Origin of the sequence: Sphingobium sp. V4 (genome assembly GCF_029590555.1) — a bacterium.
Taxonomy (GTDB): Bacteria; Pseudomonadota; Alphaproteobacteria; order Sphingomonadales; family Sphingomonadaceae; genus Sphingobium.
The window spans coordinates 1,743,318-1,767,116 of sequence record NZ_CP081001.1 but is presented as its reverse complement, the minus strand read 5'-3'; the positions used below and the strand labels follow the sequence as shown (position 1 = coordinate 1,767,116).

Annotated in this window: 18 protein-coding genes; 13 read left to right on the top strand and 5 right to left on the bottom strand. The window is 62.9% G+C overall.

Features of this window, described 5'->3' with window-relative positions:
* Positions 1-22: 22 nt before the first annotated feature.
* Positions 23-535 carry an RNA polymerase sigma factor gene (locus K3M67_RS08840; RefSeq protein ID WP_066858677.1) on the bottom strand — a complete coding sequence of 171 codons (513 nt, stop codon included), beginning with the start codon at positions 533-535 and terminating at the stop codon, positions 23-25.
* Positions 536-672: 137 nt separating this feature from the next.
* Between K3M67_RS08840 and K3M67_RS08835 the strand changes: the two genes are divergently transcribed.
* The 6 genes from K3M67_RS08835 to glgX all read left to right on the top strand — a co-directional run bounded on the left by K3M67_RS08835 (position 673) and on the right by glgX (position 11,277).
* The gene (locus K3M67_RS08835; protein WP_066858570.1) at positions 673-1,869 is read left to right on the top strand and encodes a serine hydrolase domain-containing protein; all 1,197 of its coding nucleotides are present in this window, start codon (positions 673-675) and stop codon (positions 1,867-1,869) included.
* A gap of 110 nt (positions 1,870-1,979) precedes the next feature.
* Positions 1,980-4,448, top strand: coding sequence for a glycogen/starch/alpha-glucan phosphorylase (locus tag K3M67_RS08830; RefSeq protein WP_066858572.1), 2,469 nt, complete (start codon positions 1,980-1,982; stop codon positions 4,446-4,448).
* Positions 4,449-4,467: 19 nt separating this feature from the next.
* Positions 4,468-6,627 carry a 1,4-alpha-glucan branching protein GlgB gene (glgB, locus tag K3M67_RS08825; protein ID WP_285831301.1) on the top strand — a complete coding sequence of 720 codons (2,160 nt, stop codon included), beginning with the start codon at positions 4,468-4,470 and terminating at the stop codon, positions 6,625-6,627.
* A 50-nt stretch (positions 6,628-6,677) separates the two neighbouring features.
* Complete coding sequence (gene glgC / locus K3M67_RS08820; protein ID WP_066858578.1) at positions 6,678-7,937, top strand: glucose-1-phosphate adenylyltransferase; 1,260 nt, start codon at positions 6,678-6,680, stop codon at positions 7,935-7,937.
* Positions 7,938-7,951: 14 nt separating this feature from the next.
* On the top strand, positions 7,952-9,400 hold the full coding sequence (glgA, locus tag K3M67_RS08815) for a glycogen synthase GlgA (RefSeq protein WP_285831300.1): 1,449 nt from the start codon (positions 7,952-7,954) through the stop codon (positions 9,398-9,400).
* The gene (glgX, locus tag K3M67_RS08810; RefSeq protein ID WP_285831299.1) at positions 9,397-11,277 is read left to right on the top strand and encodes a glycogen debranching protein GlgX; all 1,881 of its coding nucleotides are present in this window, start codon (positions 9,397-9,399) and stop codon (positions 11,275-11,277) included. Before glgA ends, glgX begins: the two co-directional genes overlap by 4 nt.
* Here glgX and K3M67_RS08805 read toward each other — a convergent pair.
* Positions 11,258-11,827 (bottom strand): NUDIX domain-containing protein, encoded by a 570-nt coding sequence (locus tag K3M67_RS08805; protein ID WP_066858587.1) that lies wholly within the window; start codon positions 11,825-11,827, stop codon positions 11,258-11,260. The genes glgX and K3M67_RS08805 overlap by 20 nt on opposite strands.
* A 615-nt stretch (positions 11,828-12,442) precedes the next feature.
* On the opposite strand from K3M67_RS08805, the gene rfbF reads away from it, so the two are divergent.
* Genes rfbF through K3M67_RS08775 form a run of 6 tightly spaced genes read left to right on the top strand, consistent with a single transcriptional unit; the run spans position 12,443 to position 18,807 of the window.
* The gene (rfbF, locus tag K3M67_RS08800; protein ID WP_066858590.1) at positions 12,443-13,258 is read left to right on the top strand and encodes a glucose-1-phosphate cytidylyltransferase; all 816 of its coding nucleotides are present in this window, start codon (positions 12,443-12,445) and stop codon (positions 13,256-13,258) included.
* Positions 13,251-14,399 carry a CDP-glucose 4,6-dehydratase gene (rfbG, locus tag K3M67_RS08795; protein ID WP_066858593.1) on the top strand — a complete coding sequence of 383 codons (1,149 nt, stop codon included), beginning with the start codon at positions 13,251-13,253 and terminating at the stop codon, positions 14,397-14,399. The genes rfbF and rfbG overlap by 8 nt, the downstream gene beginning before the upstream one ends.
* Positions 14,396-15,607: a DegT/DnrJ/EryC1/StrS family aminotransferase gene (locus K3M67_RS08790; protein WP_066858596.1), complete on the top strand. Its 1,212-nt coding sequence runs from the start codon at positions 14,396-14,398 to the stop codon at positions 15,605-15,607. The genes rfbG and K3M67_RS08790 overlap by 4 nt, the downstream gene beginning before the upstream one ends.
* A gap of 26 nt (positions 15,608-15,633) precedes the next feature.
* Positions 15,634-16,854: a class I SAM-dependent methyltransferase gene (locus K3M67_RS08785; RefSeq protein WP_066858599.1), complete on the top strand. Its 1,221-nt coding sequence runs from the start codon at positions 15,634-15,636 to the stop codon at positions 16,852-16,854.
* Positions 16,855-16,870: 16 nt separating this feature from the next.
* Entirely contained in the window at positions 16,871-17,812 is a 942-nt protein-coding gene (locus K3M67_RS08780) for an NAD-dependent epimerase/dehydratase family protein (protein WP_066858602.1), read from the top strand.
* Positions 17,809-18,807, top strand: coding sequence for a glycosyltransferase family 2 protein (locus tag K3M67_RS08775; RefSeq protein ID WP_285831298.1), 999 nt, complete (start codon positions 17,809-17,811; stop codon positions 18,805-18,807). Before K3M67_RS08780 ends, K3M67_RS08775 begins: the two co-directional genes overlap by 4 nt.
* Positions 18,808-18,836: 29 nt before the next feature.
* Here the strand turns inward: K3M67_RS08775 and K3M67_RS08770 are convergent, their stop codons facing one another.
* Positions 18,837-20,444, bottom strand: a complete 1,608-nt coding sequence (locus tag K3M67_RS08770) for a hypothetical protein (protein ID WP_285831297.1) — start codon at positions 20,442-20,444, stop codon at positions 18,837-18,839.
* Between the two features lie 171 nt (positions 20,445-20,615).
* Between K3M67_RS08770 and K3M67_RS08765 the strand changes: the two genes are divergently transcribed.
* Positions 20,616-21,461 carry a hypothetical protein gene (locus K3M67_RS08765; protein ID WP_066858608.1) on the top strand — a complete coding sequence of 282 codons (846 nt, stop codon included), beginning with the start codon at positions 20,616-20,618 and terminating at the stop codon, positions 21,459-21,461.
* Positions 21,462-21,936: 475 nt separating this feature from the next.
* Here the strand turns inward: K3M67_RS08765 and K3M67_RS08760 are convergent, their stop codons facing one another.
* Both K3M67_RS08760 and K3M67_RS08755 read right to left on the bottom strand, forming a co-directional pair.
* The gene (locus K3M67_RS08760; protein ID WP_285831296.1) at positions 21,937-23,130 is read right to left on the bottom strand and encodes an outer membrane beta-barrel protein; all 1,194 of its coding nucleotides are present in this window, start codon (positions 23,128-23,130) and stop codon (positions 21,937-21,939) included.
* Positions 23,131-23,211: 81 nt separating this feature from the next.
* Positions 23,212-23,772, bottom strand: a complete 561-nt coding sequence (locus tag K3M67_RS08755) for a polysaccharide biosynthesis/export family protein (RefSeq protein WP_232313708.1) — start codon at positions 23,770-23,772, stop codon at positions 23,212-23,214.
* Positions 23,773-23,799: the final 27 nt, after the last annotated feature.

The window sequence follows — 23,799 nt, the reverse complement described above, 5'->3', positions numbered from 1 at the left end:
GAGCCTGACGCCGCCGACCCGCTCATTCCGTATCCATTTTCTGCTTGAGCGCGAGCATGGCACGATAGGCTTTTTGCAGATCCTTTTCGACCGTGGTCAGGCTGACGCCGAGTTCGGCCGCGATGACCTTCTGTCCGACCCCCTCTATACGGAACCGGCGGAACACCAATTCGACGCGCGGTCCGAGGTCGCGCAGCACGCCGCGTGCCTCCTTCAGCTTTTCGTTCAGGATCATGCGTTCGTCGATCGCGATGTCCTCGGCTGGATCGGCCATGACCCCGCCGGCACCTTCGGCCCAATCCTGTTCCCGCCGTTCGCGCCGGGTGGCGGATCGATAACGATCGAGCATCAGATTGTTGGCCATCCGGTAAAGATAGGGCAGCGGGTCGCTGACCGGGCCGAGATCCTTGGCCTCCAGCTTCATCCACATGTCCTGGAGCAGATCCTCGGCATCGTCACCCGCACCGCGCGCGCGCAGAAAGCGCAGCAGGGCGGGACGATTTGCCATGAATATTGCGGAAAGGCCGGTGGCCATGCCTGTCTTTGTCCAATGCGTGGCGATCAGGCGGGTTGCCATAGAGGGGAGGGTGGGGTCTTGGCAATCGGCAAGCTGTTTACCCGCGCGCACCGCTGTTCTAGCGGTCGTTAGAGATTGGCGGGAGCATGGGACGGATGACGGATGGTCTGGACAGGGTAGCGGCGCGAGCGGCGGGGATGGATCCGGACCGGCTGGCAGCGCTGGTGGACATGCTCGACCGGACCTATATCGCATCGGGCAAGCTGCCGCACATGCAGTTTTTGCTGTCGCGCGATGCGCAGCCGCTTCTTTCGGTGACGCGTGGCGCCGCCCGTGCAAACGGAGCCAGGCTGGAGAGGGACGCTCTCTACCGCATCGCGTCCATGACCAAGCCGGTCACCTCGGTCGCCTTCATGATGCTGGTGGATGAGGGGCGGGTCGCGCTCGATACACCGGTCGCCGACATCGTCCCCGAATTTGCGGAGCTGCGGGTCGGGCGGGCCAACCGCGCGCGGCCCGGCCGGCCCATGGCGATGATCGACCTGCTGCGCCATACGTCGGGCCTGACCTACGGCTTGCAACGCCAGACCCCGATCGACGCTCGCTATCGCAGGCTGGGCTTGGACGAGTTCCAGCAGAAGCGCACGTCGGACCAGTTCATCGCCGACCTGGCGACGCTGCCCCTGGAATTCTCACCAGGAGACAGATGGACCTATTCGGTATCGACCGACGTGCTGGGCGTGGTCGTAGAGCGGCTGAGCGGCCTCGACCTGGAAAGCTTTTTTCGCCGGCGTATCTTCGATCCGCTGGCTATGGCAGACACCAGCTTTCTTCTGCCTGAGGACAAGGCGCATCGGATGACCGACGCCTGGCGGCTGGCTGAGGGCGGTGGCCGGGCGATTGCCGATCATGGTGCGCGCAGCGGCTGGCGACGGCAGCGCTTCCTGTCGGGCGGAGGCGGCCTGGTGTCGTGCGCGGCCGACTATCACCGGTTCGCGCGCATGTTGCTGGGGGAGGGGGAACTGGATGGTAGGCGGCTGTTGAAGCCGGAGACGGTGGCGCTGATGCACGCCAATCATCTTCCCGGTGGCGGCGACCTTGCCAGCCTCTCGAGCGGAATGTTCAGCGAGGCGGACTATCAGGGCGTGGGCTTTGGCCTTGGCTTCGCCATGAACCTCGCCAGCGGTACCTATTATTGGGGCGGGGTGTTCTCGACCTATTTCTGGATCGATCCCGTCGAACGGCTGATCGGAATTTTCATGACGCAATTGCTGCCGTCGAGCGCCTATCCCGTGCGGGCGCAACTGCGACAAGGGGTGGCTGACGCCATTACCGAAAGGCGAGGGGTCTGACAGCGGCAGGACGGTCGTCCAGTTCTTCTTGTTGCACCGCAAAATGGCGATGGCGCGGGGCTGGAGCCTGTGCCATCATCCATGGTGACTCAGCAGGGGACCGCCGCGCCATGAACCTCAAGGGCCAGACCAAGCTTCCCAAACCCGCGCCGCGTCAGGTCGATCCGCATGTGCTGGCGCATGAGATTGTCGAGCGGCTGACCTATCGCATCGGCAAGAATGCCACGGCCGCCAAGCCGCACGACTGGCTGCACGCCGTGATCCTTGCGATCCGCGACCGGGTGATCGACGCCTGGATCGATTCCACGCAGAAAACTTATGAAGAACAGGGGCGACGGGTCTATTATCTGAGCCTCGAATTCCTGATCGGTCGGCTGATGCGCGACGCGGCGTCCAATATGGAAATGCTGGACGATCTTCAGGCCGCGCTTGATTCCCTGGGGGTGGACATCGACCTGATCGCCGCACTGGAGCCGGATGCAGCGCTGGGCAACGGTGGCCTGGGGCGGCTGGCAGCCTGCTTCATGGAAAGCATGGCGACAGTGGACGTGCCGGCCTATGGCTATGGTATCCGCTATGTGAACGGCATGTTCCGGCAGGAGATCAGTGACGGCTGGCAGGTCGAACTGCCCGAAAACTGGCTGGCGCACGGGAACCCGTGGGAGTTCGAGCGGCGCGAGGCGAGTTACGAGGTCGGCTTCGGCGGAAGGGTCGATCCGGCCGAGGATGAGGATGCCGGCCCGCACCAGATGCACTGGAAGCCGAGCGAGCGGGTGATCGCGACGCCTTATGACACGCCGATCGCCGGCTGGCGCGGGAAGAGGGTCAACACGCTGCGCCTGTGGGAAGCGCAGCCGATCGATCCGATCCTGCTCGACAAGTTCAATGCCGGCGATCATCTGGGGGCGTTGTCCGAAAGCAACCGGGCCGAGGCACTGACGCGCGTCCTCTATCCCGCCGACAGTTCGCCAGCTGGGCAGGAATTGCGGCTGCGTCAGGAATATTTCTTCTCCTCCGCATCGTTGCAGGACATCGTTCGGCGGCATATCCAATATTTCGGCAGCATCCAGACCCTGCCCGACAAGGCGGCGATCCAGCTCAACGACACCCACCCGGCGGTAGCAGTCGCGGAACTGATGCGGATGCTGCTCGACGACCATGGGCTGGATTTCGACGAGGCTTGGGACATAACCCGGCGCACGTTCAGCTACACCAATCACACATTGTTGCCAGAAGCGCTCGAAAGCTGGCCGGTGCCGCTGTTCGAACGGCTGCTGCCCCGGCACATGCAGATCGTCTATGCCGTGAACAGCCGGTTGCTGGCGGAGGCGCGGCGGTCGGGCCAGTTCGACGATGGTGCGATCGGCGCCATATCCTTGATTGACGAGCATGGTGGCCGTCGCGTTCGCATGGGCAATCTGGCCTTTGCGGGGTCGCACAGCGTCAATGGCGTGTCGGCGCTGCATACCGACCTGATGAAAGTCACGGTCTTTGCCGACCTGCACAAACTCTATCCGGCGCGGATCAACAACAAGACCAATGGTGTGACCTTCCGCCGCTGGCTCATGCAGTGCAACCATGGGCTGTTCATGCTTGTCCGCGAGGCGATCGGCGACCGGTTCATGGATGATCCCGAAGCACTGCGCGATCTTGACGCCTTCGCCGACGACAAGGGCTTTCAGGAAAAATTCTTAGCGGTAAAGCGCGCCAACAAGGCGGCCCTGTCCGACCTGTTGCGCAAGCGCGTAAATGCCCGCATCGATCCGGCCGCGCTGTTCGACATCCAGATCAAGCGTATCCATGAATATAAGCGCCAACTCCTCAACATCGTGGAGGCGGTGTCGCTCTACGACCAGATCCGGTCACATCCGGAAAAGGACTGGGTGCCACGCGTCAAGCTGTTCGGCGGCAAGGCGGCGTCAAGCTACCATAATGCCAAGCTGATCATCAAACTGGCCAATGACGTGGCCCGCGCGGTCAATTATGATCCAGCGGTCCAGGGGCTGCTGAAGGTCCAGTTCGTGCCCAACTACAATGTCTCCATGGCGGAGATGATGATCCCCGCCGCCGACCTGTCCGAACAGATTTCGACCGCCGGCATGGAAGCCTCCGGTACGGGCAACATGAAATTCGCGGTGAATGGCGCCCTGACGATCGGCACGCTGGACGGCGCGAATGTCGAAATGCGCGATCATGTCGGCGCGGAAAATATCGTCATTTTCGGCCTGACCGCTCAGGAAGTGAACGACCGGCGCGCCCAGGGCTATGTTCCGCGCGAGGTGATCGGGCAGAGCCGTGAACTTTGCCAGGCGCTGGACGCGATCGCCAGCGGGGTGTTCTCGCCCGACGACCCGGACCGTTACAAGGCGCTGATCCAAGGCATTTACGACCATGACTGGTTCATGGTCGCGGCCGATTTCGACAGCTATTCCGCCGCCCAGCGCGATGTCGACCGGCTTTGGACGGACCAGGGGCTCTGGGCGAAGAAGGCAATTCACAATGTCGCGCGTATGGGCTGGTTCTCGTCGGACCGCACCATCCGCGAATATGCCGCCGACATCTGGAAGATCGACGCATGACGGAGGCGCGGACGCGGGTGTGCTGACGCAGGAGCAGATTGACCGATTGATCCACGGCCGCGAGGACGACCCCTTTGCCACGCTGGGCGTTCATCCGGCACAAAAGGGCTTCACGGCGTGCGTCCTGTTGCCGCAAGCAGTCCGAGTCACCGCGCAGACTTTGGCGGGAAAGGCAGTCGGCGCGTTGGAGCGCATCCATCCCGACGGGCTTTTCTTCGGCAGGGTATCAGTGCGCAAGCGCCAGCCGTTGCGCTATGTCGCCCACTATGACGATGGCGGCGACTATGCGCTGATCGATCCCTATGGTTTTGGCCCGGTGCTGGGTCCGCTGGACGATCATTATTTCGCCGAAGGATCGCACGGCCGGCTGTTTGACAAGCTGGGGGCCCATGTGATCGCGCATGAAGGCGCGACGGGCACGCATTTCGCGGTGTGGGCGCCCAATGCGAAGCGGGTGTCTGTCGTGGGCGACTTCAACCGCTGGGATGGTCGCCGTGGCCTGATGCGGCATCGCGCGGATGCGGGCGTCTGGGAAATCTTCCTGCCTGACGTCGGGCCGGGCAGCGCGTATAAATATGAGATCATCGGCGCCGATGGCGTCATGCTGCCGCTCAAGTCCGATCCTTTCGCCTTCAAGTCGGAGTTACGCCCATCGACCGCGTCGATCGTCGCAGCGCCGCTGGATCATGTGTGGGGCGATGACGATCATGGCGATCATTGGCGCAAGGCTGACCCGCGCCGGGAACCGATTTCGATCTACGAAGTCCATGCAGGTTCCTGGCAACGCGACGAGCACGGCGAATTCCTCAGCTGGGACGAACTGGCGAAGCGTCTGATCCCCTATGTCGTCGGCATGGGCTTCACCCACATCGAGTTCCTGCCGATCAGCGAATATCCCTATGATCCGAGCTGGGGTTATCAGACGCTGGGCCTCTACGCGCCGACGGCGCGTTTCGGTGATCCCGCCGGCTTCGCTCGCTTCGTGGACGGGGCCCATCGGGCGGGTGTGGGCGTCCTGCTCGACTGGGTGCCGGCGCATTTCCCGACCGACGAACATGGCCTCGCCAATTTCGACGGCACCGCGCTCTATGAACATGCCGATCCACGCAAGGGATTCCACCCCGACTGGAATACCGCCATTTACAATTTCGGCCGGCGCGAAGTGGCGCAGTTCCTGATCAACAACGCCCTGTTCTGGGCGGAGCGCTATCATGTCGATGGCCTGCGCGTAGATGCGGTCGCCTCGATGCTGTATCTCGACTATTCGCGCAAGGCCGGGGAGTGGGTGCCCAACGACCATGGCGGGCGCGAGAATGTGGAGGCCGTCGCCTTCCTCCAGCAGATGAACAAGGCGCTTTACGGCACCCATGCCGGCGTGATGACCATTGCGGAGGAATCGACCAGTTGGCCCGGCGTCTCGAAACCGGTTTACGGTGGCGGACTGGGCTTCGGTTTCAAATGGAATATGGGCTTCATGCACGATACGTTGCGCTATCTGGAGCGCGACCCGGTGCATCGCGCGCATCATCATGACGACATCACCTTCGGCCTCATGTATGCGTTCAGCGAGAATTTCGTGCTGGCGCTCAGCCATGACGAAGTCGTGCACGGCAAGGCTTCGCTGCTGCACAAGATGGCGGGCGACGACTGGCAGAAATTTGCGACTTTGCGCGCCTATTATGGCCTGATGTGGGGCTATCCGGGCAAGAAGCTTCTATTCATGGGGCAGGAATTCGCTCAGCGGGCTGAGTGGAACGAGGCTGCGGCGCTCGACTGGCACTTGCTGGACCATGCGCCGCATCGGGGGGTGCAGCAGTTGCTGGGCGATCTCAACCGCCTGTACCGTAGCCGGGCCGCTCTGCACGCGCGCGATTGCGAAGCGGAAGGGTTCGAATGGGTGCTGGTAGACGCGGCGGCGGATTCGGTGTTCGCCTGGGTGCGTCGCGCGCCGGGCGCCATGCCAATCGTCGTCATCAGCCATTTCACCCCTGTGATGCGGCACGCCTATCGGATGCGGCTGCCATCGGGGGGACGCTGGCGAGAGATATTGAACAGTGATGCAGCCGACTATGGCGGCAGCGGCGCTGGCAATATGGGGGCGGTCAGGGCCGACGAGGAAGGCTGGGCGAACATCACTATCCCGCCCTTCGCAACCTTGATGCTGGAACTGGATTATTGAACACCGACGGGCGCGTGCAGGCGACGAGCGGGCAGATAAGGAGAGGCCCAATGCAGACAAAATATCAGCCGATCGCACGCGACGCCATGGCCTATGTTCTGGCCGGGGGGCGCGGCAGTCGGCTGGCTGAACTGACGGACAGGCGCGCCAAGCCGGCCGTCCATTTCGGCGGCAAGGCGCGGATCATCGACTTCGCCCTGTCCAATGCGCTCAACAGCGGCATTCGCCGCATCGGCGTGGCGACCCAATATAAGGCGCATTCGCTGATCCGGCATCTGCAACGTGGCTGGAATTTCCTGCGGCCCGAGCGCAACGAGAGTTTCGATATATTGCCGGCCAGCCAGCGCATTTCCGAAAGCCAGTGGTATGAGGGCACGGCGGACGCCGTGTTCCAGAATATCGACATCATCGAAAGCTACGCGCCCGAATATATGGTCATCCTGGCGGGCGACCATGTCTACAAGATGGACTATGAACTGATGCTCCAGCAGCATGTCGATAGTGGCGCGGACGTCACCGTCGGCTGCCTGGAGGTGCCCCGCAAGGAGGCGAGCGGCTTCGGCGTCATGCATGTCGATGAAAATGACATCATCACCGACTTTGTCGAAAAGCCGAAAAATCCGCCCGCCATTCCGGGCCAGCCCGACATGGCGCTCGCGTCGATGGGCATTTATGTCTTTCGCACCCGCTTCCTGATCGCGCAGCTTTTGCGCGATGCCGACGAGAAAGACAGCAAGCGCGATTTTGGCGGCGACATCATCCCCTACATCGTCAAGCACGGGAAAGCCGTGGCGCACCGCTTTTCCAGCAGCTGCGTGCGTGCGGAAAGCGAACTGGTCCCCTATTGGCGCGACGTCGGGACGATCGATGCCTATTGGCAGGCCAATATCGACCTGACCGACGTTGTCCCCTCGCTCGACCTCTATGACCGCAGCTGGCCGCTATGGACCTATTCGGAGGTCACGCCGCCCGCCAAGTTCGTGCATAATGAGGATGGCCGGCGCGGTTCTGCGACCTCTTCACTGGTCGCGGGCGGCTGCATCGTCTCCGGCTCCTCCCTGCACCGCAGCCTGCTCTTTTCCGGCGTGCGGACGCACAGCTTTTCGTCCGTCACCGAAAGCATCATCATGCCCGACTGCGAGATCGGTCGCGGCGCGCGGCTGCACAAATGCGTCGTCGACTCCGGCATCGTTATTCCCCCAGGCCTCATCATCGGCGAACATCCTGAGCATGATTCGCAGCGTTTTCGCCGTACCGACAATGGCGTCTGCCTGGTGACGCAGCCAATGATCGACCGGCTGGTCGGCTGACAGGGGACGACATCGTGTCGATGAAACTGCTGTCGGTCGCGTCCGAAATCTATCCGCTCATCAAGACTGGCGGGCTTGCCGATGTCGTTGGCGCGTTGCCCGGCGCGTTGGAGGCGGAGGGTGTCGTCACCCGGACGCTGGTTCCTGGCTATCCCTCTGTCATCGCCCGGCTTGGCAAGGCGAAGGTGGTGCGTCGCTATGATGCGCTGTTCGGCGCGCCAGCGACGGTCCTTGCCGCCAGCGTCGGCGGTCTGGACCTGCTGGTGCTGGACGCGCCCTCTTTCTTCGCGCGGGAGGGCGGGCCCTATGGTGACCATGGCGGCAATGACTGGACCGACAATTGGCGCCGCTTCGCCGCCCTGTCGCGAGTCGGGGCGGACATTGCCGAAGGCGCGCTCAAGGGGTGGCGGCCGGACATCGTGCATGTGCATGACTGGCAGGCGGCGATGACCGCAGCCTATATGCGCTTCGGCGCGGCCCATGCGGTGCCCAAGATCGTGACGATCCACAACTTGGCATTTCAGGGGCGGTTCGGGGCGGATGTCTTCGCCGGCCTGGGCCTGCCGCCCGAAGCCTGGGGCGTCGATGGAGTCGAATATTATGGCGGCATTGGCTATCTGAAGGCAGGGCTGGTGTCTGCCGAGGCGATCACGACCGTCAGCCCCACCTATGCGCAGGAAATCCGGTCCCCGGTTCATGGCATGGGGCTGGACGGCCTGATCAATGGGCGGGTCGACCGGCTGCATGGCATATTGAACGGGGTCGATACCGACATCTGGAACCCCGCTGACGATCCCTTGATCGCCAGGAGTTATGGCGCTCGGGCGTTGTCTGCCCGAGCCGTGAACCGCCGCGCGCTCGAAAATCGTTTCGGACTGGAGCAGGATGGCGCGCCGCTATTCATCATCGTCAGCCGCCTGACCTGGCAGAAGGGGATGGACCTGATGATCGGCGCGATCGACCATCTGGTTGGGTTGGGCGGCAAGCTGGCGCTTCTGGGATCGGGCGACCATCCGCTGGAAGGCGCCTTCCTGGGCGCCGCCGACCGGTATCGCGGGCGGGTGGGCGTGCAGATCGGCTATGACGAGCCGCTGTCCCACCTGATGCAGGCGGGCGGTGACGCCATTCTTATCCCTTCGCGCTTCGAACCCTGCGGCCTCACCCAGTTATACGGGTTGCGCTATGGCTGCCTGCCGGTCGTGGCGCGCGTTGGTGGCCTTGCTGATACGGTGATCGACGCCAATGAAGCGGCGGTGAGCGCAGGCGCGGCCACGGGCGTCATGTTCGCGCCGTCAGATCCGCTGGCGCTCCATGGCGCGATCGCGCGGACAATCGAACTGCACCGCGACAAGCCCGTTTGGCAGGCGATGCAGCGCGCCGCGATGCGCAGCGACGTGTCCTGGCGGCATAGCGCAACGCGTTATGCCGCGCTCTACCGGATGCTGCTGGCGGAAGCGGTGTGACCGTGCGGCCGGGCGCGCCTCAGCTGTCATCGGCAGGCGCACGCTTTGCCGTCTGGTCGCCCGATGCGTCGCAACTCTGGCTCTGCCTGTTCGATCGCGACGATCGGGAAGTCAGGCTGCCGATGGTTCGCCAAGGCGACGGTCTGTGGCGTATCGATGCACCGGGGATTGGCGCGGGCGCCCGCTATGGCCTTCGTGCAGATGGCCCTTATGATCCTAATGCGGGCTTCTGGTTCGATCCAGACAAACTGCTACTCGATCCTTATGCGACCGCTATAGACCGCGCGTTCGTCTATGATCCGGCGCTCGCCGCGCCGCGCGGGCAGGGCAGGGACACCGCGCCGCTAATGTCGAAGGGCGTGCTGGAGTCGCCTTTACCACGACTGGCGAGACAACCGCCGCGTTTCACCCCGGGTGGGCTGATCTACGAACTCCATGTGCGCGGTTTCACCATGCTGCAGCCCGACGTGCCGCAGGAACAGCGCGGAACCATTGCCGCACTCGCCGATCCCGCGGTCATCGCGCACCTCAAGGCGCTGCGTGTCTCCGCCGTGGAATTGATGCCGATCAACGCCTGGATCGACGAGCGCCATCTGGGCGCGCTCGGCCTCACCAACTATTGGGGCTATAATCCGGTCAGCTGGTTCGCGATCGACCCGCGCCTGGCGCCGGGCGGCCTTGCCGACTTGCGGGCTACGGTGACGGCGCTGCATCAGGCGGGGATCGGCGTAATCCTCGACATGGTCTATAATCACGACGGCGAAAGCGACATCTCCGGGCCGACGCTTTCATTGCGTGGGCTCGATGCACGCGGCTATTTCCGGCACGAGCCGGACGGTCGGCTGATCAACGACACCGGTACAGGTAACAGCATCGCCTGCAATGCGCCGCTCGTCCGTGCGCTGATCCTGGACTCGCTGCGCCATTTCGTGACCGAGGCCGGGGTGGATGGTTTCCGTTTCGATCTGGGGCCGGCGCTGGGCCGGCTGCCGGACGGTTTCGATCCCCGCGCGCCGCTGCTGGAGGACATGCGCGCCGATCCGGTGCTGGCCGACCGGGTGATGATCGCCGAACCATGGGATATCGGGCCGGGCGGCTATCAACTTGGCCGCTTTGGCGAAGGGTGGCTGGAGTGGAACGATCGCTATCGGGACGACGTGCGCCGCTTCTGGCGCGGGGATGCGTCGACGCTTGGCGCGCTGGCAACGCGACTGGCGGGATCATCGGATATTTTCAGGGAGGGCGAGACGCGCAGCGTGAACTTCCTCGCTGCGCATGACGGCTTCACCCTGGCGGACATGGTGGCTTATGCACATCGCCATAACGAAGCCAATGGCGAGCAGAATCGCGATGGTCATGGCGAGAATTTCAGCTGGAACAATGGAGTCGAGGGACCGAGCGAGGATGCCGCCGTGCAACTGGCGCGGCGGTGCGACATAAAGGCGCTGCTTGCCACGCTCTTCTGTTCCCGCGGGACGATCATGCTGACGGCGGGCGATGAATTCGGTCGCAGCCAGCAGGGGAACAATAATGCCTATGCCCAGGACAATGCGATCAGCTGGGTCGACTGGACCGGACGGGACACCGACCTGGAGGCCCATGCCTTCGCCCTTGCGGCGTTGCGCGGGTCCAGTCCGGAATTGCACGGGACGGCGCAACTCGCTGACGGAGACGTGGAGTGGCTGGACGAACGGGGCCATGCGATGACCGTCGGCCAGTGGGAAGACCCGCAGCGCCGCCGGATCGCGCTGCGCCACCGGTCGAGCGGCTTTGCCGTCTGCATCAACGGAAGCGGCGAGGAATGCCGGTTCCTGTTGCCCGAAGGAGAGATGCTGGTTCCGCCCCGCGCCGTGGCCATCAGTCCACCGGCACGCTGAACAGGTCCGGCCGGCGCAGACGGAGCGCCATAAGCAGGATGGCGAGCTTGCCATCCGTCAGTTCCCGGCGCACCATCATGGTCCAGAGCGTGTCAAGAGAAGGTTCATGGACGGTGATATTCTCCTGCTCGTCGGGAAGACCACCGCCCGTTTCGATGCGGTCCTGCGCTCGGTACGCCGCCAGAAAATAGTCGATCCTCTCGGTAACGACGCTGGGTATGCTCCAGATCTGACCGACATGAACGAGATCGCCCAGGCGCACGCCCGCTTCCTCCATCGCTTCGCGGCGCGCGCATCGTTCCGCTTCCTCGTCGATCAGGCCGGCGATGGCCTCCATCATGTCGGGCAGGCCGGCCAAGGTCACGGGTGCGCGCGGCATGGAAACGGTCAGGGCGACACGCCGCTCCGGATCATAGGGCAGTACTGCGATGGCGGGACGCATTTCGACGACATGACGCTCGAACTCGTCGCCGCTTTCGGCGCGAACATGGGCCATGCGCAGGTTCAGCCAGTCTTCGTAGATCAGCCGTGTCGACAGGATTTTCGTCATGGGTTCTCCGGTTGCGGATGCGCCAGGCAAGTGGTCCGATTCTGACATTCGATAGCATTCGAAGCCAAGTTGCATTCGAATGCCAGACTCTTTCAGGGCCATTAGAAATTATGAATTCTAATGGATTTTACGATTTAGACATTTGCAGACCCATCCCAGGCGCCAAGGCGACGCAAATGTCAATCAATCCACCAGGACAGCAAGGGCCAAGGCCACGCGGTGAGCGATCACTACCAGGCCATTGTCCATGCCCTACCCAATCTGGCTAGTGCATGGCTGTTGGGACCATGTGCGATGATCCTTGGGATTAGGGGGGCTGTTGTCTGACCGGGCAGGATTGGACCAAGGCTTGCTTTTCCTGATCCGACCAGGGATTTCGAGGGCGAAATGCTGGAGGCCTGGAGGCGCGAGCAGGGGGATAAGCGGAAAATCCTGCGAAATAAGGGCGTGCCTGTTCGATCTTGGGCAGCGGCACTGGCAGGGAGGCGTCTCCTTTAAGCCGTCGCCATACTCCGCTTGAGCGATGCGGTAACTCATCTGCCCAAATCGCTTCTCCCCGAACCTCGCCTACTGTGTCGCTGAGACGGAAAGCGTCGAGGGGCAAGGAGCACCGAGATGAAGATTGTGCTGTTGGCGGGCGGACTGGGATCGCGTCTCGCGGAAGAGACAGTTCGCGTCCCCAAACCCATGGTCGAAGTCGGCGGCAAGCCGATCATCCTCCATGTCATGGACATTTATGCACGTCATGGTTTTACCGACTTCGTCGTCGCGTGCGGTTACAAAATGATGCTGATGAAGAAGTTCTTCCACGACCTTCATTTCATGAACAATGACTTCACCATCAAGGTCGGAAACGGCCAGATCGCATTGCGACAATGCCGGTCGGTGGACTGGAACATATCAGTGGTGGATACAGGCGAACTGACCATGACCGGCGGTCGCCTGCTGCGCCTGCGCGAATGGCTGGAAAACGACACGTTCATGGTGACCTATTCCGATGGCGTGGGCGATGTCGATATCGGTAAGCTGCTGGAGTTTCACAAATCCCATGGCGGGTTGGCGACGGTTACCGCGGTTCAGCCGCCGGCGCGGTTCGGCAATCTGGAACTGGATGGTCCGCGCGTCGTAGAGTTCACCGAGAAGGTCCGCAAGCATGAAACCTGGATCAACGGCGGCTTCTTCATCTTCGAACCTGGCGTACTCGACTATCTGAGCGGCGATGAGGAACCGCTGGAGCAGGCGCCGCTGGCGCGGCTCGCGGCCGATGGCGAACTTTTCGCCTACAAACATACCGGCTTCTGGCATCCGATGGATACCGTCCGGGACCGCGATCACCTCAATCAGCTTTGTGCGGCCGCTTCGCCGCCGTGGCTCCCCAATGTGCAGCGGCCCGTCGCTTCCGCGTTTGAAAGGGTAAGCGCTGATGCCTGATCAGCGGTTCGACGAAGAGCGGCTGAGCCGTGCGCTCGCCGGTCGCAAGATTCTCTTGACCGGACATACCGGATTCAAGGGCGGCTGGCTTGCGTTGTGGCTCCGGCGGCTGGGCGCCGACACTACCGCGGTCGCACTACCCCCGTGCGACCGCGGACCCAGCTTGTTCAACGCCATCGGTGTCGATGGCCTGGTCGACCATCGCTTGTGCGACATACGCGATGAGGCGGCCTTCCTGCGCACGGTTGAGGACGTCAATCCCGATCTGGTAATCCATATGGCGGCGCAGGCGCTGGTCCGTCCTTCCTATGTGTCGCCGATCGAGACGTTCCAGACCAATGTTGTGGGCACGGCGGTTGTGCTGGATGCGGCAAGGCGTTTCCGATCGCTCAAGGGCGTCATCGTTGTGACGAGCGACAAATGTTACGAAAATCAGGGCTGGCACTGGGGATATCGCGAAACCGACCGGCTGGGCGGCGCCGATCCCTATAGCGCATCCAAGGGCTGTACCGAACTGGTGGTCGAAGCCTATCGCCATTCCTTTTTCCGCGAGTCTGACAGTCCCGTGCTGGCATCGGTCCGTGCGGGGAACGTCTTTGGCGGCGGCGACTGGAGCGTGGACCGGCTGGTGCCCGACATCATCCGCGCGGTTGAGGCGGGCAAGCCCGTCCAGATACGCAATCCCGCCAGCGTGCGTCCCTGGCAGCACGTACTTGAACCGCTGGCCGGCTATCTGATGCTGGCGGCCCGGATGGCCGACGGGGACCGCAGCGTAGAGGGCGCCTGGAATTTCGGGCCTGATGCCGAAGCGACCGTCGATGTGGCTACGCTTGCGGCGCTGGTCGAAACTGCGTGGGGCAAGGGCGCGCCGACCTTCATGTTCGGTGATCCGGGGCAGTCGCCCCCCGAAGCGGCGATCCTGCGCCTCGACAGCAGCAAGGCGCGCGAGAGGCTGGGCTGGCGGCCCCATCTGGCGCTCGCCGACGCTGTCGCGCTGACGGTGGAGTGGTATCGCGCTGCACTGGCGGGCCAGGCTGATCTTCGTCTGCTGAGCGAGCGGCAGATCGCCCGCTACGCGCTAGGCGTGCGTCCGGCGACGCCGCCGCAATTTGATCCGGTTTTTCGGGAGGCAGTCGCATGAGGGTGAATTACGGTCAGAGCGTTCATGGGGAAGAGGAGATCGATGCCGTCGTCTCCGTGCTGCGCGGTTCCACGCAGATGGGCGCGAATGTGCGCGACATGGAAGCACGCGTCGCCGCACTGTTCGCCAAGCGACATGGGATCATGGTCAATTCCGGATCGTCGGCCAACTATCTTGCGGTCGAACTGCTTCGACTTCCGGCTGGCAGCGAGGTCATCACGCCCGCACTGACCTTTGCCACGACGGTGGCTCCGATCGTGCGTCATGGCCTGGTCCCGGCCTTCGTCGACGTGCGTGAGGGCACATATAATATCGACGAAGATCTGCTGGAGTCGATGATCACGTCGCGCACGCGGGCGATGATGATTCCTTCGCTGATCGGTAACCTGCCCGACTGGGACCGGCTGCGCGAAATCGCCGAATGGCATAATCTGATCCTGATCGAGGACAGCGCGGACACGCTGGGAGCGACTTTGCGTGGGACGCCCACCGGTGCGCGATCGCACATCAGCACGACCAGCTTCTATGGTTCGCATGTCATCAACGCGGCCGGCAATGGCGGCATGTTGTGCGTGAATGACGAGGCGTGGGACCGTCGCGGCCTGCTGCTGCGGTCTTGGGGTCGATCTTCGTCGATCTTCGTCGATTCCGAAGCGATCGAGCGCCGTTTCGACGTGACGCTGGGCGACATACCCTATGATGCCAAATTCCTGTTCGAGGAACTGGGCTATAATATGGAGCCGTCGGAAATGGGGGCGGCCTTCGGGCTGGTCCAGTTGAACAAGCTGGACAATAATATCGCCCTTCGCGAACATAACTTCGCCCGGCATCTGGCCTTCTTCTCGCAATATGAGGACTGGTTCGTGTTGCCGCGCCAGTTGCCCGAAGCGCGGACGGGCTGGCTCGCCTTTCCGCTTACCGTGCGTCCGAACGCGCCGTTCGACCGACGCGCGTTGCAGATCTGGTTCGAACAGGCCGACATTCAGACGCGCGTTGTCTTCACCGGTAACATCCTGCGGCAGCCGGCCATGGCGCAGATCAAGACGCATGTCACCGATGGAGGCTATCCCGTCGCCGACGCGGTCACGCGCGGGGGCATATTGCTGGCCTGCCACCACGGTCTGAGCGAGCCGCAGATCGACCATATCCACGAGACTTTTCGCAGCTTCGCCGAACGTCACGCCGCGCCTGCATGGAACGCGGCCTAACCCATCATCTAGCGGGAGGAATTTTCATGGACCGTCTTCAGCATTGTCGCGCCTGCCTGGCGCCCAGCCCCTATCTCTTCTTGCCGATGGGCCAGCATCCGCCGGCCAATATGTTCGTCCGGCCCGAGGAGCATGGCGAAATGCAGCCGGCTTTCGCGCTCAATACCGAAGTCTGCCTGAACTGCGGCCTGATCGAGATTGCCGACCAGATCCCGGCCGACTTCTTCCGCCATTATCTCTATGTCCCGTCGAGCGCGACGACGATGCATCACCATTTCGACAAGCTGGCCGACATATTGGGCACGGCTGCCGACGGCGGGCTGGTTGTCGACATTGGCTGCAATGACGGCCTGCTGCTGGCGGCCTGCAACGCGCGTGGTCAGCAGACTCTGGGCATCGATCCGGCGGCAAACCTGGCGGATATCGCCGAGGAGCGCGGGGTGAAGGTGCATGTCGCCTATTTCGATCCCGACACTGCACTGGAAGTGCGCGACGCGCATGGCCCCGCCAAGGTGATCGTCACGACCAACACGTTCAACCATATTGGCGACCTGCATCGCTTCATGGAGGGCGTCACCCGGCTGCTGGCGGACGACGGCCACTTCATCGTGGAAGTGCCATGGGCGAAGGAACTGCTGGAGCGCAACGAGTTCGACACCGTCTATCAGGAACATGTGTCCGAATTCAGCCTGCTGTCCCTGCAGAAGCTGGGCGCCTTCTTTGATCTGGACGTGGTTGATGTGCATCGTATGCCCGTTCATGGCGGTTCGATGCGGGTCTTCTTCCGTCGGAACGGGCTGGCCGTGCCGAGCGAGGAAGTCCATGCCATGTTGCGCGAGGAGCGGGAGGCCGGGATGCTGGAGCCGGAAACCTACCAGCATTTCGCCGCGCGGATCGAGGCGATCCGGGTCCAGTTGCTCGACATGCTGAGTGAACTGAAGGCGGAAGGGAAGAAAATCGCGGGCTATGGCGCGCCGGCCAAGGGCAATACGCTGCTCAACTATTTCGGCATCGGGCCGGACGATCTGGATTTTCTGGTCGACCGCAACCCACTGAAACAGGGCCTCTATTCGCCGGGCATGAAGATTCCGGTCCGCTCCCCCGACGCCATCGAGTCTGAAAATCCCGACATATTGATGGTGCTGGCCTGGAATTTCTTCGACGAGATCCGCGAGCAGCAGGCCGACTTCGTGGCGCGTGGCGGCAGGTTCCTGGTTCCGTTGCCCCAGCCCATGCTGGTCAACTGATCGTCCGGACCGAATCATGGCGCAACGCGTGCTCGTGACTGGAGGTGGGGGCTTTATCGGCTCCCACCTGGCGGCCGGGCATCTGGCGGCGGGCGACGAGGTACATATTCTCGTCCGCCCGCAGCACCAGTTGCGTTCGGACCGGCTCAGCCGTGCCATCGTCCATCGCGTGGCGTTGGCCGACGGAGGCGCGGTCGAGAGCTGCCTGCAATCGGTGCAGCCGACTTTGCTCTATCATCTGGGCACGGGCACCGGTCGCGGCGCACAACTGCCCGCACCCGAGGAATGGCCGGGGCTGGCGGATGATCTCATCAATCTGCTGGCGCTTCTGTCGGCTGCGTCCAGGGTCGATACGCTTCGCGTCTTCGTCCGCACCGGTTCGATCGCCGAATATGGCAATGCCGCCGAGTATCCGGATGAGGATGCGCGCGAAGAGCCGCTGGCTCCTTACACGCTGGCTTTGACGGCAGGCGCCCATTATGCGGCCGCGCTACGGTCGCAACTGCATTTCCCAGTGCTGACCGCAAGGCTGGGGCTGACCTATGGCGTCGGGCAATCGGAGGATTTCCTGTTGCCCTGGCTGATCCGACGTTGCCTGAACGGACAGGTGAGCGAGGTCCGTTCGCCGGACGCCCTGCGCGACATGCTGGCCGTGGCGGATTGCGTTGCCGGGCTTCGCGCGCTTGCGAGCAGCGACCTGCCCGGAGGGACGATCATCAATCTTTGCAGCGGCCAGTTATTGAGCGTGCGAACTATCGCGGAAACAGTGCTCGCCGCCACATCTGCGCCGGCCGGCTCGGTCCGCTATGGAGTACAGGCGTCGCAGTCGTCCGCAGTAAACCGGGTCGGCGCCAATCCTGCCCGAGCAGCCGAACTGCTGGGCTGGACCGCCGCCATATCGTTCGAGGAGGGCGTGAGATGCATGGTCGAGCAGATGCGCGCGCAGGCGGCGGCATGAACGACAGGACGCTCGTCTCGGTGGTCGTTCCGGCCTTCAACGAGGAGGCGGCCGTTGAACGCGCCTATCGCGAGATTGCCGGTCTGTTCGACACGCTGCCTGATTATGCGCTTGAGTTGGTCTTTACGGACAATCACTCGACCGACCAGACCTTTCCGAAGCTGAAGGCGATCGCGGCTGTCGATCCGCGCGTGCGCGTCGTGCGCTTCTCCCGTAACAACGGCTATCAGCGATCCCTGCTGGTCGGCTATCAGCGTGCGCGGGGAGCCTGCGCCATCCAGATCGACTGCGATCTTCAGGATCCGCCGCAGCTCATTCCGCACATGCTGGACATGTGGCGGCAGGGGCATCAGGTCGTCTACGGCGTTCGCCGGAAGTTGCCCGATGGCCCTGCGGTCGCAGCCCTGCGCCGGGGATTTTACGCGGGCCTCAATGCACTGAGTGAGGATGACCTGCCGGTCAATGCCGGTGAGTTCCGATTGGTCGATGCCTGCGTTATCGCGGAACTGCGCAAGGTTAATGACGCAACCCCCTATCTGCGCGGGCTAATCAGCGCCATGGGCTTTTCCCAGGTCGGCTTTCCCTATGACCGGGAAGCCCGGCAGGCGGGCGAAAGCAAGTTTCCGCTCAGCAAGATGATCAGCCTGGCGCTCGATGGCCTCCTCAACCACTCGCTCATACCGCTTCGGATCGCGTCGATGACGGGATTGGCCGTCGGCGTCTGCACTTTCCTGTTGACCCTTTTCTACCTGACCGGGCGGCTGGTGTTCGGCCAGCAATGGCCGGCGGGCTTTGCGACGACGACGATGCTGATCCTGATGGGGGTCACGCTCAACGCCATGTTCCTCGGTATAATCGGCGAATATCTGGGTCGCATCTTCCTGCAGGTGAAGGGATCGACAACGCCGATCGTGGAGGCGGAACTCAACTCCGCCATCCCCTCCGCCGCCGTTGACGATGGCGTGTTTTGTCAGGACCGGCGGATGCAGGGCTGAAGGATGCCGGATCGATCGGATAGCGCGGGTCAGTTCGACAGGTAGAGGCGGACCACCTCGCCATCTTCGGTCTTCTTAAGCGACATCGTGATGGCCTGATACCCATTCTGCTGCGCAAACCGTTCGAGTGGGGCGTCTGTGCCTCTTTCGATGCCGGTCATGATCGCGGCAGGCGACTGGCTGGCCAGCAGCGCGGGGATGGTGTCGGCCGTCACGAAATAGGTGAAATATCGGCGATGATCCTCCCGGATCCAGGGCGCCGCGCGATAGACGAACGGCCCCAGCGCGAAATGCGGATAGATGGGCAGGCCACCTTCCAGTGCATGAAGAGGAGACAGGGTTGCGACCGGACCATCTGCCGATCGCGCGCGGATGATCGTGGCGATCTCGCGCCCGTCGCGCGCTACGCGCAGCCCGGTCCATCCCGCCGGCTTCACCAAGCCCGTCAGGGACGGCAGCAGCAGCGGGGCGCCAGTGACGCCGGTCAGCAGCAGGATGGAGACAATGAGCGGCTGGGCGAGCCTGCGTCCCTCCTCATCGAACGCGCCGAACACCAGTCCGATGAGAACGGCCAGGAATGGCAGCGCCGGCGTGAAATATTGCGGAAAGGAGGGGCTTGGCACGAAAGCGAGCAACGTGCCGAGCGCGGCGATGGCCGCCACGAGCAGGACCGGCCAGCGCAACAGCGGCGATCGTCGGGAGATGGCGATGGCGGCGAACGACAGCAAGGTCACGATCATCAGCATGGAGACGCCCGACAGCCACAGCCGATGCGCCAGCAGCAGCTTGTCGCCAATGGCGATCACCTTGGGATCGGCTGGATCGGCGTGGGTCGCCCAGTAGCCGAGCTGGGGCCCGCGTTGGAAATCCAGGACGTGGACGATAAAGCCCTTCATGTCCTCCAGCGCGTAGATGATCGTCGGCAGCCCACCGATCAATCCGCCCGCCAGCATCGGCAGCGCGATCAGCCGCAGCCGCTGGGCCAGTGGGATGCACGGCGGCGCGAGCAGCGCCGCCAGCCCGAAGGGCAGCAGAAGCAGGGCATAATTGGCCTTGAACCCTGCCGCGATGGCCAGCAGGACGCCGCTGGCGAATGCCAGTGCCGCCGATGCTGGGACGGCGTCCGTCGCTCGCAGGAAGAGGTAGAGACCGAACAGGGCGAAGGGCACCGGCATGAAATTGTTGGTGGCCGCCATGCCCGTCGCGTTGAGGAACATGGGGTTGAGAAGCACGAATGCGACCATCAGGCTACCTACCAGCAGGCTGCGGACATAATCGCGCGCTAAGAGCAGCAGCGCGGCGATCGTCGCGATCCAGCAGGCAAAGACGATGAGGCGGCCGATCAGCAGATAATGGGTGTCGCCCAGCAAGGCGAAGGCGCCGGAAAAGAGCAGGGCGATATTCGGAAAATGGCTGAAGCCCAGATCCTGATACAGCGAATATCGGTCCATCAATATGCCCGCGGACACATAGAATTGTTCGTCATGCTGTAGGGGATAGGTCATGATCCGCGCGAACAGGGCCAGCACGCACAGGGCGAGCGCGGCGATGGCGCCATGCACGGCATAGGCGCTGAGCTTGGTCAGCCGCCCTTGCTGGCGAAATGCGACGTTCGAGCCAATGTCCATCGTCGTCATATCTGGTCATCCTGACAGCTTCTGCCTTCTGAATAGCGCAGCCACCCCGGGGCGGGACGTGGGCAGGAGAGGTACCTCCACGGCACTCCTGATCATCGCGTGCCGGAATGCTAGACCCGATCACGCGTGCGGCCAGATCGGTCGCCGTTCGATCAGGGAGGCGATTTAGCCGTGCATTGCGCCAGTTCCTTCTTTTCGGTCGCTCCGGATCGCATCAGCGCGCGGGACGAGGCGCGTTTCTTCGGGCTCCTCAAGACCGCCAACAACACGTTCAAGCGGACCGAGTCATCGCGTCTTGCCGGGATCGATTCCGCTTTGGTGGAGATGATGTCTCGACATGGCAGCCGGATCGGCACGGCGCTGGACCTGGGCATTTCATCGGGGGTGACGACGCTGGAATTGCTCGACCGCCTGCGCACGGCGGGGCATGATGTGCAACTGACCGGCACCGATCGATCGGTGCGGGCACGGCTCGTCACTCTGCCTTTCGGGTGCAGGGCGCTGGTCGAACCGAACGGGCATGTTCTGCAATATGAAGTGCTCGGCCAGGCCGTTCGCCCATGGGAGCGTCGTCTCGATCGCTGGACTGGAATGCACATTGTCCGCAGGTTGGTCGAGGGCCGGTTGCGCGAGCCCGCCATTGCCCAGGCCGCCGCCGGGCAGGGCACGGAAGTCGCGCTCATCAGCCCGCGGCTTCGTCATGCCGATGCCTTCCAGTGGCTGGAGGATGATATCACTCAACGCAGTCCGGCAATGCTCGGTCGCTTCGACTTGGTACGCGCAGCAAACCTGCTCAACCTGCATTATTTCGAACCTGACGTCCTTCGGCGGGCCATCGGCAATGCGATCGCCTATCTCAGCGGTCCGGGGGCGTGGTTCCTGGTTGTCCGCACGCACGGCCTGGCCGACCACCAGGGGACGCTGTTCCGCATGAAGGAAAATGGCGCCCTGACGATCATGGACCGATATGGATCAGGATCGGAAGTCGAACATATCGTGTTGGATATGGCCGGTTGAAGGACAGGCCCGCCATTTCGCTGCCGTTACCTTACCGCATCGAGCCCCGCGAGCCACATTTCTTGGGCGTGGTTCAAGAACTGCTCGAAACTGGCCCAGCCGTTTCCATCCTGGTCTGTGCACGCCACGGGAAGAGGTTAAGGCGCTCGCGCGCGCAAGGCGATGGACCCGACGCGCGTCGAGAACCTCGTTTTCGATCGGCCACGCCGAGGAGGCGACCATAGCCGACTGCGCGATGGTTGGATGATGATCTGACCGTCGTAGATGAGATTGCCCGGCTGATGTATCCGTTCCGCTCCGGTTGCAATGGGCGAAACGGCTATATCCTCCGCGCCGGGAAAGGTGACGCGCTAATCTGTCGGAACGGGGCTCGGCGCACGGGCGGCGGGTGGCAGAAACGGATGTCCCGGAATAGCGCCGGACCCCAGTCGTGACTCACCTTTTTTCAGGACTTTTCGTTCCATCGTCTTGATGCTCAGAAACCGGCGCGGACGCCGACTTGGAGGCGCGCGCGTGAAAACTCCTCCAACGGATCGTTCGACGTCCGCCGTCCATAGTCGACGCCGGTGAAGAGCGAGAACCGCCGGTTGACCAGATATTCCACCTCGACGCCGGCGCTGGCCGTGCTCAACCGGTCGGCGCCAATTCCTCGATACTGGGTACGCGTCCATCCGGCACGGCCGATAAGCAGAAGATTATGGCGCACCTCTTGCTGGAGGGTCCAGGCGATCCGCGTGTCGGTCCGGCCGGTCGCGCCTATGCGCGCGGTTGCAACGTCACCGCGGAAAAACTGAGCGGTCATCATGGTTCGTGGGCGCGGCGTCCAGGTGATGTCGCCGCTGAAGGCCAAGCCTGAATAACGATCGAGTTGACTGTCGTCCGGATCGAACCGGAATGCGCCGGCGCCGATCCTGCCGGTCAGCCGGCCGGTTACTTCGCGGCTGACGCCGGCAAGCAGGCCATAGGTGGTCGCGTCACGGTTGATGCCGCTGATGTCGATCGCGGTGCGGAAGTTGCGCCGGTTGACATAGGCTTCCACGAACAGGGCGAGAGGTGCGGCCGGACGCCAGATAGTGCGCGCCGAACCACGAAACATCGCAAAGTCGCGATCCTTCTCATTGGGATCGAGATAGTTCGATTTCTGGACACCCCCGGTCAAGTCAAGGCCGATCCTGCTACCCCTGAGACCATAGTTCAGTTCACCGGCCAGCACGTCGATCTTGCGCGGGCGCTGTAGCGCACTGGCACGCGCTTCGGGATCTCCGCGGCTTTCTATCGTCCGGTCGTAACGTAGTTCGGTCGACAGATTGTGCGCCCGGCTGAGCGCGAGCCGGGTGGAAGTTGCTGCACCAAAGCTGGTCGCATTTTCCCTCGTCAGATCGACAAAGCGCCGCGTTTGGGCGTAAACTTCACCGTGAATCTGGGCATTTGCGCCCTGCCAGTCAATTTGAACCTTGGGCTGGGCATAGACGACGATATCGTCGGTCCTATTTCGCAATGTCGCATAGACATTTGTATCGTACAGCGCGGAGAGATCGAGGTCGATCCGCACGTTGGTGGGACCAAGGCGGATCGGACGCCGTTCATAACCGAGGCGGGGCAGGTCGCGCGGCGATGCACCACGCCGGACGTCCTGGGCCTGGCTGGCGCTGGCTCCAAAGATCGCCATCACCACAAGCGACGCGGCCCAGAGGATAGGCGACCGGCCTCTTTCGGCCCCGACGAATCGATCTTGCGACACGGCGGGCGCTCAGAACCAGGCTTCAGGGATGGTGATTGTGTCGCCGGGCATTATCGGCGAATCCGGGGCTAGCCGGACCTTGCCCTGGCTCGTGCCATTTTTCCGGTTGACCGCAGCCATGTTCTTGTTCGCGCGGAATGTATAGCCTCCCGCGATGGAAACCGCAGTCAGCAACGTCATGCCGGGAACATAGGCATATTGGCCGGGCTGTTGCACTTCGCCCAATATGTAGAAGGGCCGATATTTGTCGACCTGGACGCTGACGCTGGCATTGGGGGCAAGATTGCGGGCGCGCAGCAGCGCCGCGAGCGATCCCTCCAACTCCGGCGCAGACTTGCCGGCAACTTCCACCGTACTCAGCATGGGCAGCGATATCGTGCCGGCGTCGCTCACGAGATAGCTGCCGGCCATCATATCGAAGCCATACACGGCGATCTTGACTGAGTCGCCAGGTCCAAGCGTATAACGGTCGGACGCCGCGGCTGCGGCTACGGGCAGGTTCGAATAGGCATTCGTGCAGCCCGCAACGGGCAGCGCGATCAAGCCGATCAGCATATTACGGCGGTTCACGGCAGTTCCCCAGCTATGGTCGATTCC

Bases quoted from the DNA above. Each gene is read 5' to 3' on its own strand.
- K3M67_RS08830 (WP_066858572.1), top strand. From the start codon at position 1,980: ATGAACCTCAAGGGCCAGACCAAGCTTCCCAAACCCGCGCCGCGTCAG.
- K3M67_RS08835 (WP_066858570.1), top strand. From the start codon at position 673: ATGACGGATGGTCTGGACAGGGTAGCGGCGCGAGCGGCGGGGATGGAT.
- K3M67_RS08790 (WP_066858596.1), top strand. From the start codon at position 14,396: ATGAGGGTGAATTACGGTCAGAGCGTTCATGGGGAAGAGGAGATCGAT.
- glgC (WP_066858578.1), top strand. From the start codon at position 6,678: ATGCAGACAAAATATCAGCCGATCGCACGCGACGCCATGGCCTATGTT.
- K3M67_RS08840 (WP_066858677.1), bottom strand. From the start codon at position 535: ATGGCCACCGGCCTTTCCGCAATATTCATGGCAAATCGTCCCGCCCTG.
- K3M67_RS08760 (WP_285831296.1), bottom strand. From the start codon at position 23,130: ATGGCGATCTTTGGAGCCAGCGCCAGCCAGGCCCAGGACGTCCGGCGT.
- K3M67_RS08785 (WP_066858599.1), top strand. From the start codon at position 15,634: ATGGACCGTCTTCAGCATTGTCGCGCCTGCCTGGCGCCCAGCCCCTAT.
- rfbG (WP_066858593.1), top strand. From the start codon at position 13,251: ATGCCTGATCAGCGGTTCGACGAAGAGCGGCTGAGCCGTGCGCTCGCC.
- K3M67_RS08770 (WP_285831297.1), bottom strand. From the start codon at position 20,444: ATGACGACGATGGACATTGGCTCGAACGTCGCATTTCGCCAGCAAGGG.
- K3M67_RS08780 (WP_066858602.1), top strand. From the start codon at position 16,871: ATGGCGCAACGCGTGCTCGTGACTGGAGGTGGGGGCTTTATCGGCTCC.
- K3M67_RS08775 (WP_285831298.1), top strand. From the start codon at position 17,809: ATGAACGACAGGACGCTCGTCTCGGTGGTCGTTCCGGCCTTCAACGAG.
- rfbF (WP_066858590.1), top strand. From the start codon at position 12,443: ATGAAGATTGTGCTGTTGGCGGGCGGACTGGGATCGCGTCTCGCGGAA.
- K3M67_RS08805 (WP_066858587.1), bottom strand. From the start codon at position 11,827: ATGACGAAAATCCTGTCGACACGGCTGATCTACGAAGACTGGCTGAAC.